At 69.2% G+C, this 14,598-nt stretch carries 12 protein-coding genes; 4 read left to right on the top strand and 8 right to left on the bottom strand.

Annotated features, from left to right (window positions below):
* Positions 1–25 precede the first annotated feature (25 nt).
* Positions 26–727, top strand: a complete 702-nt coding sequence (locus tag ASF08_RS20155; protein ID WP_056149034.1) for an SDR family NAD(P)-dependent oxidoreductase — start codon at positions 26–28, stop codon at positions 725–727.
* Positions 728–760: 33 nt separating this feature from the next.
* Here ASF08_RS20155 and ASF08_RS20150 read toward each other — a convergent pair whose 3' ends face one another.
* Complete coding sequence (locus ASF08_RS20150; protein WP_056149032.1) at positions 761–2,239, bottom strand: MFS transporter; 1,479 nt, start codon at positions 2,237–2,239, stop codon at positions 761–763.
* A 124-nt stretch (positions 2,240–2,363) separates the two neighbouring features.
* Between ASF08_RS20150 and ASF08_RS20145 the strand changes: the two genes are divergently transcribed.
* Positions 2,364–2,618 carry a hypothetical protein gene (locus tag ASF08_RS20145; protein WP_056149030.1) on the top strand — a complete coding sequence of 85 codons (255 nt, stop codon included), beginning with the start codon at positions 2,364–2,366 and terminating at the stop codon, positions 2,616–2,618.
* A 535-nt stretch (positions 2,619–3,153) separates the two neighbouring features.
* Positions 3,154–4,878 carry a sensor domain-containing diguanylate cyclase gene (locus ASF08_RS20140; RefSeq protein ID WP_018043191.1) on the top strand — a complete coding sequence of 575 codons (1,725 nt, stop codon included), beginning with the start codon at positions 3,154–3,156 and terminating at the stop codon, positions 4,876–4,878.
* Between the two features lie 293 nt (positions 4,879–5,171).
* On the opposite strand, the gene ASF08_RS20135 is transcribed toward ASF08_RS20140, so the two are convergent.
* From ASF08_RS20135 to ASF08_RS20110, 6 genes are all read right to left on the bottom strand, one after another.
* On the bottom strand, positions 5,172–6,299 hold the full coding sequence (locus tag ASF08_RS20135; RefSeq protein WP_056149028.1) for an ABC transporter permease: 1,128 nt from the start codon (positions 6,297–6,299) through the stop codon (positions 5,172–5,174).
* On the bottom strand, positions 6,296–7,219 hold the full coding sequence (locus ASF08_RS20130; protein WP_056149026.1) for an ABC transporter permease: 924 nt from the start codon (positions 7,217–7,219) through the stop codon (positions 6,296–6,298). Before ASF08_RS20130 ends, ASF08_RS20135 begins: the two co-directional genes overlap by 4 nt.
* 13 nt (positions 7,220–7,232) lie before the next feature.
* On the bottom strand, positions 7,233–8,831 hold the full coding sequence (locus ASF08_RS20125) for a peptide ABC transporter substrate-binding protein (protein ID WP_056149024.1): 1,599 nt from the start codon (positions 8,829–8,831) through the stop codon (positions 7,233–7,235).
* A gap of 8 nt (positions 8,832–8,839) precedes the next feature.
* A complete protein-coding gene (locus tag ASF08_RS20120; protein WP_056149022.1) occupies positions 8,840–9,274 on the bottom strand; it encodes a GlcG/HbpS family heme-binding protein in 435 nt (144 codons plus the stop codon).
* Between the two features lie 74 nt (positions 9,275–9,348).
* The gene (locus ASF08_RS20115) at positions 9,349–10,365 is read right to left on the bottom strand and encodes an alpha/beta fold hydrolase (RefSeq protein WP_056149021.1); all 1,017 of its coding nucleotides are present in this window, start codon (positions 10,363–10,365) and stop codon (positions 9,349–9,351) included.
* Between the two features lie 71 nt (positions 10,366–10,436).
* On the bottom strand, positions 10,437–12,311 hold the full coding sequence (locus ASF08_RS20110) for an ABC-F family ATP-binding cassette domain-containing protein (RefSeq protein WP_056149019.1): 1,875 nt from the start codon (positions 12,309–12,311) through the stop codon (positions 10,437–10,439).
* 106 nt (positions 12,312–12,417) lie between these two features.
* Here ASF08_RS20110 and ASF08_RS20105 point away from each other — a divergent pair, with 106 nt between their 5' ends.
* The gene (locus ASF08_RS20105; protein ID WP_056149017.1) at positions 12,418–13,353 is read left to right on the top strand and encodes an AEC family transporter; all 936 of its coding nucleotides are present in this window, start codon (positions 12,418–12,420) and stop codon (positions 13,351–13,353) included.
* Between the two features lie 21 nt (positions 13,354–13,374).
* Here the strand turns inward: ASF08_RS20105 and ASF08_RS20100 are convergent, their stop codons facing one another.
* Positions 13,375–14,253 (bottom strand): UDP-3-O-acyl-N-acetylglucosamine deacetylase, encoded by an 879-nt coding sequence (locus tag ASF08_RS20100; RefSeq protein ID WP_056149014.1) that lies wholly within the window; start codon positions 14,251–14,253, stop codon positions 13,375–13,377.
* Positions 14,254–14,598 lie beyond the last annotated feature (345 nt).

Here is a 14,598-nt window from a genome sequence, read left to right as displayed (position 1 = left end):
GACCCTCGCCATCCGGAGATGCCCCATGGTCCCGACCTACCAGCGTGCCCTCATCGTCGGCGCCGGCGAAGGCCTGAGCGCCTCGCTGGCGCGCCGCCTGTCCCGCGAAGGCCTTCGCCTCGGCCTCGCCTCGCGCGCCATCGGCAAGCTCGAAGAACTGGCGGCCGAGACCGGCGCCGCCCTGCATTCCTGCGATGCCGTCGACCCGTCGGAGGTGGAGGCACTGTTCGCCCGGATGGAACCGGCCCTGGGCGGCCCGCCCGACGTGGTGATCTACAATGCCAGCGGCCGGTTGCGCGGCCCCGTCGCCGATCTCGACCCGGACGCGGTGCGTCACGCCCTGATGGTCTCGGCCTATGGCGGTTTCCTCGTGGCCCAGGCCGCAGCAAGACGCATGCTGCCGGGCCGCCACGGGGCCATCCTGTTCACGGGGGCGTCGGCCAGCGTGAAGGGCTATGCCGAATCCGCCGCCTTCGCCATGGGCAAGTTCGGCTTACGCGGCCTGTCGCAGAGCCTCGCGCGGGAGCTCCAGCCGAAGGGCATCCATGTCGCCCATTTCGTCATCGACGGCGGGATCCGCAGCGCCTCCCGCCCGGAGCCGGCGGATGCCCCCGACAGCCTGCTCGATCCCGACGCCATCGCCTCGGCCTATTGGGACGTCCTGCGGCAGGATCGCAGCGCCTGGACCTCCGAGGTCGCGCTGCGTCCGTGGGTAGAGCGGTTCTGAGGCATTTGGGAGCGCCTCGGAACCGCCCGGCCGTCAGGCCGCCGCCAGCGGCTTCGAGACATCCTCCAGGGACTTGCCCTCGGCGGCCGTGCCCCAGATGCCGCCGACGATGGCGGCGATCAGCATCAGCGCGGCACCGATGCCGTAGCCGATCAGCACGTTGTCGCGGGACCCCGTCTCCACCAGGGCACCGAACAGGAGCGGGCCGGAGACGCCGCCGATGCCGGTGCCCAGCGCGTAGAACACCGCGATGGCGAGCGCCCGGATCTCCAGCGGGAAGGTCTCGGCCACGGTGAGGTAGGCGGCGCTCGCGGCGGCGGAGGCGAAGAAGAACACCACCATCCAGGCCGCCGTCTGGCCCACGGGACCGAACACCTCGATCTTGAACAGGTAGCCGGTGATGGTGAGCAGCACCGCCGAGATGCCGTAGGTGAAGGCGATCATCTGGCGGCGGCCGATCGTGTCGAACAGCCGGCCGAGCAGCAGCGGGCCGAGGAAGGAGCCCAGCGCGAAGGGCAGCAGGTACCAGCCGACATGGTCCCCCGGCACCCCGTAGAAGCGCTGGAGCACGAGGGCGTAGGTGAAGAACAGCGCGTTGTAGAAGAACGCCTGCGCGATCATCAGGGCGAGGCCCACCAGGGTCTGCTTGCGATAGCCGACCAGCATGGTGCCGAAGACTTCCTTGAGCGGCGTGTGGCTGCGGGTCCGCAGCTTCATCCGCTTGGATTCGTCCACCGGCGGCAGGGTGATGCCCTCGTCGGTGAAACGCTTCTCGATGCTGGTGACGACCCGGTCCGCCTCGGCGACGTAGCCGTGGGTGGCGAGCCAGCGCGGGCTCTCGGGGATCCATGTCCGCAGCAGCAGGATCACGAGGCCGATGCCGCCGCCGACGAAGAAGGCGATGCGCCAACCCCAGGCCGGGTCGATCATGCCGGGGCGCAGCACGGCGATGGAGAGGAAGGAGCCCAAGGCCGCCCCGATCCAGAACGACCCGTTGATGACGAGGTCGGTCCAGCCGCGCACACGGGCCGGGACGAGTTCCTGGATGGTGGAGTTGATGGCGGTGTATTCGCCGCCGATGCCCGCGCCGGTGAGGAACCGGAAGATGCAGAAGCTGTAGATGTTCCAGGACAGGCCGGTGGCCGCGGTGGCGGCGAGGTACAGGGCCAGGGTGATGAAGAACAGCTTCTTGCGGCCGATCCGGTCGGTGAGCCAGCCGAAGCCGAGCGCGCCCACCACCGCGCCGACGAGATAGGAACTCGCCGCCAGGCCGATATCGAACTCGGTGAAGCTCATGGGCTCGGCCCGCAGGGCGCCCACGAGGGAGCCCGCCAGGGTGACTTCGAGGCCGTCGAGCACCCAGGTGATGCCCAGCGCCACGATGACGAGGATGTGGAAGCGTCCCCAGGGCAGCCGGTCGAGACGAGCGGAAATATCGGTGTCGATCACCGTGCCCATCGGAACCCGCTCCGGCGGGGCGGAGCCCGGCTTTGCCTCGACCATACTCGTCATCGACGCCTCGTTAACTCTCGGACACGAATGTTGTTGGCAATGAACGGCCAAGCCTCGCGGTTCCGTCGGCGTCTTTACCTGTTCACGCTTCACTCGGAGCATGCGTCTCCGGGTGCCTCGACCGATGAATCCCCGCCTCCTCTCCGCCATCCTCGCCACCACGGTGCTTACGGGTGCCGCGCTCGCGCCGCCGCCGCTGCGCGCCAATGAGGCGTCACACAGGCCGCCGCGCGGCGCCGAAGGCTGGCGCCTGCGCCCCGCCGACGTGACGACGACGGGAAGTACCGGTGCGGCGATCAAGGACCGCCCGAGCGCCGACATCCCGGCGGAGCGGCGCACGGTGCGGGTGGTCTATCCCGGCCTCCTGGCCGACCGGTGAGCATCCGGCCCGGCCGCGCAGGCGCGCGCCGACGGCGCGGATACGAGCCTCCACCTTGGGTCGACCATTCGGCGGCCGCTCCGCCCGGCAAAGAGCGACTGGTTCGCGCGACTCAATGGCGGCTCGCCACTACAGCGTAATACGACCGGGACAACGGTAAATAATGAAACAAACTCAATAATCAAAATATTGATGCTGTTGAATGACTCATATTATCTGCCCTACATTGCCTTAATGCGAGCGATTTACATATGAATGCGGACATATAGATAGAAGCAACTGCATCCTAGATACACCTATGATGAAAATCGCATCCTAAAGATTACATATTGCAAATATACTGATAGTATCATCGTCAATAGCTAAAAGTGTGACTGTGGTCGCCATGCAATGCTCGACCACCGCCGAATGGACCATCCCATCGTCTATGTCCGATATGCGACAACTGCCATTTATACGAAAAATTGACTCTATGGATTGACGTTCTCGCAAGCCTATGAGTTGCAGGGTCGGGTCTGATTGAGGGTCAGGATCGATGCTGGGACGGCTCGCCGACAAGATATCCCTGCGGCACCAGATCAGCTTGTTCGCCGGTGCGGTCGGCCTGTCCATCGTAGCCGCGAGCACATTGGGCTCCGCGCTCCTGGCGCGCGGGCAAGCCACCGATATGGCCCAGAACGCCCTGCTGCAGGTGGCCCGCTCCGTCGCCGATCGCCTGGACCAGGACATGGCGGAGCGCCTGCGCGAGATTCGCAACGTGGCGGCCCTCGATCCGCTCCAGCCCCACTGGATGGAAGAGACCGGAAGTCTGCGCAAGGTGCTGCAGACGATGCAGAAAACCCTTCCGGACTATGCCTGGATCGGCTTTGCCGACGAGACCGGGAAAGTCCGCGCGGCGACCGGCGGCATCCTGGAAGGCGCGAATGTCGGCCAGCGTCCCTGGTTCATCGATGGGATGAAGGGCGCGGTCGCCGAGGACGTTCACGTCGCGGCCTTGCTGCAGAGCCTGCTCAAGCCCAGCGGGGACAAGACCCCGTTCCGCTTCGTCGATTTCGCATCTCCCGTCACCGATGCGTCGGGCCGGATCATCGGCGTCCTGGGAAGCCATCTCAGCTGGAGCTGGGCGGACGTGGTGCGACGGGAAGTCCTGTCCTCGCGCAGGCCGGAGCTGAAGGAGGAGATCGTCGTCCTCGACCGGACCGGCCGCGTGCTCCTCGGGCCGGACCTCGGGACCACACCCTACTCCCCCGCCGATCTCGCGGCGGGACATTTCATCGCGAGCGGCCCGGACGGCAAACGGCTCGCCGCCGTCTCGGCCACCCGCGGCCGGGGCGACTACAGCGGTCTCGGCTGGATCGTGGTCGCCCTCCAGCCGGAGGATACGGCGCTCGCGGGAGCCAATCGCCTGACCCTCCTCATCACCCTGATCGGCCTCGGCGCGGGTGCGGTGGGCGTTCTCGGCATCTTCCTGGTGGTGACGCGCCTGAGCCGCCCGCTCGTGAACCTCACGGATGCGGTGGACCGGATCGGCCGCGAGCCGAATGCGACGATGACGGAGCGGGTCCATGGCTCGCCCGAGGTGCTGCGCCTGTCCGCCGCCGTCAGGTCGCTGCTGAGACGGATCGGCACCGCCGAGTCCGATGCGCGAGACGTCGAGACCGAAGCGTCCCGGGCGGTGCAGGCCGCGCAGGACCGGGTCAGGCGCATCGGCGACGACCTCCACGCCCTGCAGCTCATCGCCAACAAGGACGCTCTCACGGGCCTCCTCAACCGGCGCGCGTTCCTTCCCCTCGCGAAGGAAGCCTTGAACGCCTTCAAGCTCTACCGCCGCCCCATTGCGGTGCTGATGATCGACATCGACCATTTCAAGCGGGTCAACGACCGTTACGGCCACCCGGCGGGCGATGTGGTCATCCGCAAGGTCGGCTCCATCATCAGCGACACCATCAGGACGACGGACAAGGTCGCGCGCTTCGGCGGCGAGGAGTTCATCGTCCTGCTCGGCGACAGCAGCGCCGTCGGCGCGGCGCTGATCGCGGAGCGCATTCGCCAGAGCGTGGCCAGCACCGTGTTCGAGCCCGACAACAATCGCCTTCTGGCGACGATCAGCATCGGCATCGCCGAGGCGGACTCGTCCGACAAGGACATCGACCACACCATCGAGCGCGCGGACCGTGCCCTCTACGAGGCGAAATCTCGGGGACGCAACTGCATCCACACCTTCACGGCGGACATCGCCGACCTGAGATCGGTGGCATAGCCAGTTCTCGGGGCTCCCTGCCCGCCCCAAATTCGAGGACGGCGGGATCCATGCCTGTTTCCCTCAGGCCACGGCCTACGGCATTCCCGCATCTCGCGGGCACCACGGGTCCCCTCTCCTGGAAGGAGAGGGACAGGGTGACGTGTGACCTTTTCGGTGAGTCCACGCCCCTCACCCCAACCCTCTCCCAAACGGGAGAGGGAGCCCGTCGCGCCTCATGCCGAACCCTCATGGGTAGAGACACGTCCGTCGAGCAGATGTGCGTATCCCGTAGGGCCACGGCCCCGAGGCCGTCACCTGCCGGCGATCCGGGGATCGAGGGCGTCGCCGAGGCCGTCACCGAGGACGTTGAGGGCCACCAGCGTCGAGACGAGGAAGGCGGCGGGGCCGGCGAGCATCCACGGGGCGGATTCGAGGGCGCGCGCGCCCTCCGCGATGAGGGCGCCCCAGCTCGTGGCCGGTTCCTGCACCCCGAGGCCGAGGAACGACAGGAAGCTCTCCAGCAGGATCACCTTGGGCACGAGGAGGGTCGCCGCCACCGTGACGGGGCCGAGGGTGTTGGGGACGATGTGCCGGCGCAGGATCGCCGCCGTGGACAAGCCGAGGGCCTCGGCCGCACGGACGAAATCGCGATGCCGCAGGGAGAGGGTCTGGGCGCGGACGAGGCGGGCCATGTCGAGCCATTCCACCGCGCCGATGGCCACCAGGATGAGCCCCAGCCCGGAGCGGAAGAACACCAGCAGCATGATCACGAAGAAGACGAAGGGCAGCGCGTAGAGCATGTCGACGACGCGCATCATCACCGCGTCGGCCACGCCGCCGAGATAGCCGGCGAGCGCTCCGTAGGCGACCCCGACGAGGAGCGCCACGACCGTGGCGACGGCCCCGATGAGGAGGGAGACCCGCCCGGCGACGAGACTCCGGGTGAGGACGTCCCGCCCCAGCATGTCGGTGCCCATGAGGAAGCGCAGGCGGCGCAGGGGAGCCTCGACCACGAGGCGGCGCCCCCCGTCCCGGCGCTCGACGATGGAGGCGGGGCCGAACAGGTCCGAGCGGGGCAGGTAGACCAGGACCCGTTCGTCGATGGGCTTCGTATCGAAGGACTTAGCATCGTTGGGCTTGGCATCGTTGGGCTTGGAGACACCCGAAAACACCATGCGGACCGTGTCGCCGGTGACCGCGATGTCCGAGACCGCGAGCCGCATGCGGAAGGCGAGGCGGGTGAGGGCGGGGGCGATCTCGTCGGGTTCGGGATGGGCGGCGAGGCCCGGCGCGGTGCGCACGAGGTCGGGGTAGATCCGCCCCGGCTCGTGGCCGGTGAGACGCGGCCCGACGAGACAGGCGAGCGTCATCGCGATGAGAAGCAGGAGGGCGGCGAGGGCGCCGCGATTGCGCGCGAACCGGGTCCATGCGCGCCTCATCGGGCCGTCCTCAGGCGCGGATCGAGAAGGGCGCAGACGATGTCGGCGACGATGTTGAGGAGGGTGACGAACACGGCCACCAGCACCACGGTCCCCATCACCAGGGTGTAGTCACGGTTGAGCGCCCCGTCGACGAAGGCGCGGCCGATGCCGGGCAGGCCGAAGACCGTCTCCACCACGACGGAGCCGGTGAGCAGCGCGGCGGCGGTCGGCCCGAGGACGGACACCACCGGCAGCAGCGCCCCGCGCAGGGCATGGCGGGCGATGCGGTGGGGCGGCAGGCCCATGGCGCGCATGGTGCGGACCGGCTGGGCGTTCAGGGTCTCGTTGAGCGAGACCCGCGTCAGGCGGGCGATGGCGCCGATCTGCGGCAGGGCGAGGGTGAGGACGGGAAGCACGAGATGCGAGGGCGCGCCGCCCTCCCAGCCTCCCACGGGGAGCCAGCGCAGGGTCAGCCCGAACACGATCTGGAGCAGCGGCGCCACGACGAAGTTGGGCACCGCCAGGGTCAGCCCGGCAAGAAGGCCGATGGTCCGGTCGATCCATCCGCCGCGACGGAGAGCGGCCCAGCTCCCTAAGCCGATCCCGCAGGCCAGCGCCAGGACGAGGGCGAGGCCACCCAGGGTCATGGAGACGGGCAGGCCGCGCGCGAACAGGTCGGCCACGGTCAAATCGCGGAACGAGAAGGACGGGCCGAGGTCGCCCCGCATCAGCGCGCCGAGATAGCGCCCGTACTGGACGATCAGCGGCTGATCGAGGCCGTAGATGGCGGCGAGGTTGCGCATCGCCGCCGGCGGCAGCGGACGTTCCAGGTCGAACGGCCCTCCGGGGGCGAGGCGGATCAGGAAGAAGCTGCCGGTGACCACGAGGAACAGGGTCGGGACCGCCTGGGCGAGGCGGCGCAGGATGAGGCCGATCATGCCGCCGCCGGCCTCACGGTTCGAGCCTCAGGAAGCGCGTCGGCGACGCGTTGCGCGGGTTCGGGTGATAGCCGGTGAGACGGGGCGAGATCAGCGCCTTCGACCGGGTGTGGAGCACCGGGATCCAAGGCAAATCGTCGAGCATGATCGTCTCGGCCCGGAACAGGAGGTCGGCCCGTTTGCCGAGATCCCGCTCGGCGGCCGCCTCGCGCATCAGCCCGTCATAGTTCGGATTGCCGTAACGGCCGGGGTTGACCCCTTCATTGCCGGTCTCCAGCAGGAACAGGAAGTTCTGCGGATCGGAGTAATCGGCGACCCAGGACATGCGGGCGACATCGAAATCGCCGCCGTCGCGCAGATAGGCGAAATGGGTCTTGGCATCGGTATAGACGAGGCGCGTGTCGACGCCGATGCCCCGCCACATGTCGGCGATGGCGACTGCCGTGTTGCGGTTGTTGTCGGTGCTGTTGAAGCGATACTCGACCCGGAGGGGCTTGCCGCCCGGGCCGAACCCGGCCTCGGCGAGCAACGACCGCGCCTCCTCCTCGCGGTCGATGGGCATGGCGCTGCGGCCTTCGATTTCCGGCGGCGCGCGGTAATTGTCGAGGCCCGGCGGGCACAGGGAATAGGCCGGCGCCATGGTCTCGCCCCACAGCCTCTCGGCCAGAAACTCCCGGTCGATCACCAGGGACAGCGCCCGGCGCAGGCGGACGTCGTCGAAGGGGGGCTTTCGGGTGTTGACGGCCAGGGCATAGAGCCCGAGCGACGGGCCGAGGACGACCTGATCGCCGAACCTCGCCTTGAGGGAGGCCATCTGGTCGCCCGGCAGATCGGCCAGGGAATCGATCTCGCCGGCGGCGTAGCGGCGGACCGCGCTGGACAGGTCGGGCGTCGGCAGGAAGGCCACGGTCTCGATGGAGACGCCGGCCGCCGCATGGAAATAGGGGTTGCGCCGCAAGGTGATGCGGTCGTTCGGCACCATGTCCACGAGGGCGTAGGCACCATTGCTGACGAGGTTGCCCGGCCGGGTGAAGGCATCGCCGAACCGGGCGATCGAGGGCGGGTGGACCGGCAGCGAGGTCTGGTGGGTGAGAAGTTCGAGGAGGTAGGGCGTCGGCCGGTCGAGGGTGACGACGAGGGTACGGGCATCCGGCGCGGTCACGCCGAGCGTCTCGGGTGCGGCCTCACCCTGGTTCACGGCGCGGGCGTTCTTGAGTGGATACAGCACCTCGGCATATTTCGCCGCCGTCTCCGGGGCCATGATCCGGCGCAGACCGAAGACGAAATCCGCCGCCACCACGGGATCGCCGTTCGACCAGCGTCCGTTCTCGCGCAGGTGGAACGTGTAGGTCAGGGCGTCATCGGAGACGGTCCAGTGCGTCGCGGCGCCCGGGATGATGGCGCCGTGATTGTCGTAGGTCAGCAGCCCCTCGTAGAGGTCGCGCAGGATATGCGCCTCCGCCACGGTGGAGGATTTGTGCGGATCGAGGGTTTCCGGATCGGCATCGTTGCCGCGCCGGTAGACGGGCGAGGCCGCCGCACGCGCCGGACCGGTTCCTGCCACGAGCAGGGCGCCGCCGCCGAGAAGGCAGGCGCGCCGGTCCATGCGCATGGCGGCGCTCAGGCGCCGGTCTGCGCGGTGAATCCGGCCGCCTCGATCCCGGCGAGCGCGCAGAGTTCGTCGTTGTCGGAGGTATCGCCCGAAATGCCGACGGCGCCGACGACCGCTTCGCCGTCGCGGATCAGGACGCCGCCCGGCACCGGCACCAACGCGGCCGGACCGACGAGATGGCTCACGGCCGCCACGAAATAGGCCTGCTCCTCCGCCCGTTTGTGGATCGCGCGCCCGCCGAGGCCCAGCGCCAGGCAGCCATTGGCCTTGCCCATGGCGACCTCCGCCCGGCGCAGGGACGTCCCGTCCTCGGCGGCCATGGCCTTGAGCGCCCCGCGCGCATCGTAGACCACCACCGCGAGGGGCTTCAGGCCGTGCCCGCGCGCCGTCTCGAGGGCGGTGGCGACGATGGTCTGGGCGGCGGCGAGGGTCAGGTCGGGCATCGGCTTAACCTAGGGATGAGGTCACGGGTCATACCGGACGTAGCCCGGCCGTCGATGCCGGACCAGCCCCGGCCTCACCCCTCGCTGTCGGCCAGGAACGCATCGTAGTGCCGCGTCACCGCCGCCAGATCCTCGAAATGCGGGAAGGCCCCGGTGGGCAGGACATCGACGGTCCAGTTCGGGCGGCCGGCGACACGGTCGGCATGGCGGTAATCGACGAAATCCCCGCGCACCCCGTGGATCATCCAGACCGGGAGGGCGAGCGCCTCGTAGAACCGCCCCGGCGCATCGGGAAACAGGGCACCGGACAGGAACGAGAACGGCGCATGCCGCGCGCCCGGACGATGCGCCGAGGCGTGATCGTAGGCGAGCAGGCCCTCGTCGATGTCCTTCGAGCCCCAGGTCTTTTCCAGGAAGAAGCGCATGCTCGGCCGGCTCACGAGGAGATCGAACAGCGGCTCCCCCCAGAGCGGCGCGTTCAGCATGGCGCGGGCGACGGCGCCGCCGTGCCGGGTCCGGTCGCGGTGCCGGCCGACGAAGCGGGAATCGAAGCCGGTGGGGCTGATGAGGCCGAGACTGCGATAATCGCCCGGCGCCTCGAGAGCGGCGGCGGCGAGGTATTCGCAGGACAGGGACAGGGCGACGGCATCGATCTTCCCGCCGCCGTGTCGAGCACGGATCTCGGCGGTGACGGCCTGGATCGCATCGGACATCAGGCGGGGCGTGTAGACCCGGTCGCTGCGCTCCGAGAAACCGAAGCCCGGCAGGTCGAGGGCATAGACCGGGCGGCTCTCCGCGTAATGCCGGTAGAGCGGTCGGATCTCATAGGCGTTCGCCGCCGCGTTGACGGAGTGGATCAGCAGCAGCGGAACGCCCGGCGCGGTGGCGTCGCCATAAAGGCCGATATCCCCGGCCAGGGTTTCCAGGCGCTCGTGCCGTCCCGGCAGGGCGGGATGCAGCGTCTGATCGTGGTCGATCCCCAACCGGCTATAGGCGATCCAGGCGCCCGCCGCGCCGAGGGGCAGGAGGGCGAGCTTGGCGGCGAGGCTCACGCGGGATGCAGGCCTGTCGCGGCGGATCGGTGCGGTCATCGTCTCGTCCGGGTAGGGAATCGTCTGCGAGAAACGCGAAGGCTGCCCGGTCGATCCAGGCTTACCCCTCGCTACGCCGTCGCGCCCTCGATCTCGCCGCTGAGTTCCAGCCATTCCTCCTCCGCCGCTTCCAGGGCGGCGGCGGCGTCGGAGCGCATCTTGGCGAGTTCTCCGGCCTTGGCGGCATTGGTCTGGAAGGCGGTGCCGTCGGCGAGCGCCGCGTCGATCTTGGTCATGGCGTCGGTGAGCTTCTTCATCCGCGCCTCGACGCCCTCCAGCTTCTTGCGCAGGGGGGCCAGAGCCACGCGGCGGTCGGCGTTGGAGCGGCGCTCCAGCGCCTTCACCCCGCCGGTCGCCTCGGACGCGCTCGTCTGAGCCTCGCGTTCGGGGCCGGCGAGGACGAAGCGGCGGTAATCGTCCATGTCCCCGTCGAAGGCCTTCACGCTGCCGTTCGCCACGAGCCAGAGCCGGTCGGCGCAGGCCTCCACCAGGAAGCGGTCGTGGCTCACCAGAATGACCGCGCCCTCGTAGTCGTTGATCGCCTCCACCAGTGCCTGGCGGCTCTCGATGTCGAGATGGTTGGTGGGCTCGTCGAGGATGAGGAGATGCGGCCCCTTGAAGGCCGCGAGGCCCATCAGCAGGCGCGCTTTCTCACCGCCCGAGAGCTGCGAGACCGGCGTCTCGGATTTGGTGCCCGAGAAGCCGAGCCGGGCGGCGGCGGCGCGGGCCTTCGATTCCGGCACGTCCGGCATCAGGTCGCGGACATGGGCGTAGGCGCTCTCGGCCGGGCGCAATTCGTCGAGCTGGTGCTGGGCAAAATAGGCAACTTCCATCTTGCCCGAACGCCGCATCTCGCCGCTCAAGGGAGGCAGGCGCCCGCCGATGAGCTTGCAGAAGGTGGACTTGCCGTTGCCGTTGGCGCCCAGAAGCGCGACCCGGTCGTCGGGGGCGAGACTGAGATTCAGGCCAGACAGGACGATGCGGTCCGGGTAGCCCGCCTGTACCCGCTCCATGGCGACGATGGGCGGGGAGAGCGGACGTTCGGGGCTCGGCAGGCGGAAGGCCGGCACATCGTCCTCGATCACCGAGGCGATGATCTCCATCTTGGCGAGGCGCTTGACGCGGGACTGGGCCTGGCGCGCCTTCGTGGCCTTCGCCTTGAACCGGTCGACGAAGCTCTGGAGATGCGCCCGCTCCGCATCCTGCTTGGCCTTGGCCTTGGACTGCAGCACGCGCTTCTCGGCCACCTGACGGGCGAAGGAGGTGTAGCCACCCCGATAGATACTGAGCTTGCCGCGGTCGAGATGCAGGATGTGATCGACGCATTCGTCGAGCAGGTCGCGGTCATGGGAAATGATGACGGCGGTGCGCGGATAGCGCTCGAGATAGTCGTAGAGCCAGATCGTGCCCTCGATGTCGAGGTAGTTGGTGGGCTCGTCGAGGAGGAGCAGGTCGGGCTCCGAGAACAGCACGGCGGCCAGCGCCACGCGCATGCGCCATCCGCCCGAGAAGTCGGAGCAGGGCCGCCCCTGCGCCTCCGCATCGAAGCCGAGGCCGTGCAGGATGGCCGCGGCGCGGGCGGGCGCCGAATGCGCTTCGATATCGACGAGGCGCGTCTCGATCTCGGCCCGGCGCAGGCCGTCGGCGTGCTCCGCTTCCGCCATCAGGCGCGCCCGCTCGGTATCGGCGGCGAGCACCACGGCATGCAGCGTTTCAGGGCCGGCCGGGGCCTCCTGCGCCACGGCCCCGATGCGCATGCCCTTGGGCATCGACACGGTGCCGCCCTCGGTGGGCAACTCGCCGAGGATCGCCTTGAACAACGTCGTCTTGCCCGCGCCGTTGCGGCCCACGAGACCGACGCGGGCCCGGTCCGGAATGACGAAGGTGGCGCCGTCGAGGATCAGGCGTTCGCCGATGCGGTAGGTGAGGTCGTTGACGCGGAGCATGGAAGGCTTCTGGCGGCGCGCGGCAAGGGTTGCAAGGGGAGCGTCACGAGGCGAGGGCAGCAGGGTGCCGTATCCGGCGGGGGCGGAGCGCTGTAATCCGGCCGCCATGACCGTGACGCTTCTCGCCGCCCTCGTTCCGATCGCGCTCCTCATAGGTCTCGGCGCGGCCCTGCGCCGCCTCGGCTTCCTCGCCGAGGGCTTCTGGCCGCAGGCCGAACGCCTCGCCTATTACGTGCTGCTGCCGAGCCTTCTCCTGGACAGCCTCGCCACCGCACGCCTCGCCGACGTCCCGGTGGGTGCGCTCGCCCTGGTCCTGGTTTTCTCGACCCTGGCGGTGGCGGGCCTGACGCTGGCGGCCCGGCCACGCCTCGGCTTCGGCGGCCCGGCCTTCACCTCGGTGTTCCAGGGTGGGATCCGGTTCAACAACTATGTGGGGGTCTCGGCGGCGGCGGGTCTCTACGGCGCCCAGGGCGTCGCGCTGGCGGCAGTGGCGAACGCCGCGATCGTGCCGACGGTCAACGTCCTCTGCGTTCTGGTCTTCGCCCGTTTCGGCACGGCGGGCCGACCCTCGGCCCTCGGCCTCGCGCGGCAGATCGCCCTCAATCCGCTGGTCCTCGGCAGCCTGGGCGGCATCGCGCTCCAGGCCTCGGGACTCGGCCTGCCGCCGGGACTCGAGCCGATGCTGCGAGCCTTGGGCCAGGCGTCGCTGCCGCTGGGCCTGCTCTGCGTCGGGGCCGCCCTCGATTTCGGATCGGCGCGAAGCTGGATCAGGCCGGTCGCCGTGGCGTCCCTGATCAAGTTCGGGCTGATGCCGACTGCCACGATCCTGGCCTGCCTCGCCTTGGGGCTCAAGGGGCCGGCCGCGGTGACGGCCCTGCTGTTCCAGACCCTGCCGACCGCCTCGTCGTCCTACATCCTATCGCGCCAGCTCGGCGGGGACGCGCCGCTGATGGCAGGGATCACGGCGACCCAGACCGTGATCGCCGGGGTGGCGCTCCCCCTCGTCCTGGCGATCGTGCTGGCCTTGGCCGGACTCGGCTGAGACGCCCCCGCGGCCCCCTGGTCAGGTCAGCTCCCAGGCGGCGGGATCGTTCATCAGGGCCGCGACCAGGGCGTGGTTCAGCTCGTGCCCCGTATGCGCGGCCTCGATCCGGCCGAGGATCGGGTATCCCGCCAGCGCCAGATCGCCCACGAGGTCGAGCATGCGATGGCGCACCGGCTCGTCGGGCACCGTCATCCCGCCGATGATCCGCCCGCCGACGATACAGGCGGTCGAAGAGAGGTTCGCCCCCCGCAGCAGCGGCTTGCGCAGGAGCATCCCGTAGATCTTGGCCGGAATCGCCCATTTGGCCCGCCCGAAACTGCGCGAGGGAGCCAGCTGCTCGGTGAACACCTCCGGGGTGATCGTGCCGGACCAGTGCATGGGGTCGAAACGCGAGAGTTCGAGACGACCGGAGAGGTGAAGCGCATCCGCCGGCGCGATCCTCAATGTCCGGTGGTCCTGGCGGACCTCGACCGGCCGCAGCACCCGGATGCTGCGCAGCGGCGCGTCGCTCTCGGTCCGGCCGCTCGCGCGCAAACCCTCGCACCAGGGCAGGGCGCCCCCGTCGAAGATCGGCAGTTCCTCCGCGTCGAGGGAGACCAGCGCGTTGTCGATGCGATGGGCGTAGAGCGCGGCCAGAAGATGCTCCACGGTCCGGACCAGGGGTCCGTGGGGCGAGCGAAGGGCGGTGCAGAGCGGTTGCGTCTCGCGAAAAGTCCACAGGGCCGGCACATCCACCGTGCGGCCACGGCCGAGATCGCGTCGGAACACGATGCCGTGGTCGTCGCCGGCGGGCGCGACGGTGACCGTGACGCGGCGCCCGGTATGAAGGCCGTAGCCCGTCAGACGGACGCTCGCGGACAGGGTCGCCTGCCGTTGGCGCGCACTCGCCGGCGCCACGTCGTGCGCGGCCTGGATCGATGGGGCGGGGGAATTGGCCGCGACGTCTCGCGTCCACCACGGCGAGGGGACGTCCGCCTCGATCCTGGGTGGCCCCGGCTGACGGGTCGCGCCCGCGACGTCTCTCGATGACGCTGACCTTACCAGCACGTCTCGGCTCCCGGAGCGATCAACCGGGATTGTCATGAGACAGGGTGTTCATTTCCGGCGTGCGCCTATCGTAACCCCGCTCGATCGCAAAGGCAGGTAAACTACGCGCGAGGAGAGGGCGCTTTCCTCCGCACGATCGCGAAGCCGCAGCGGACCCCTAAATCCGGCGGACCGACTTTTTGGTAGGGATGGGCC

Source organism: Methylobacterium sp. Leaf85, from assembly GCF_001422125.1.
GTDB lineage: Bacteria > Pseudomonadota > Alphaproteobacteria > Rhizobiales > Beijerinckiaceae > Methylobacterium > Methylobacterium bullatum.
The sequence above is the reverse complement of the archived record's forward strand: the minus strand, read 5'-3'. Positions and strand labels throughout refer to the sequence as shown.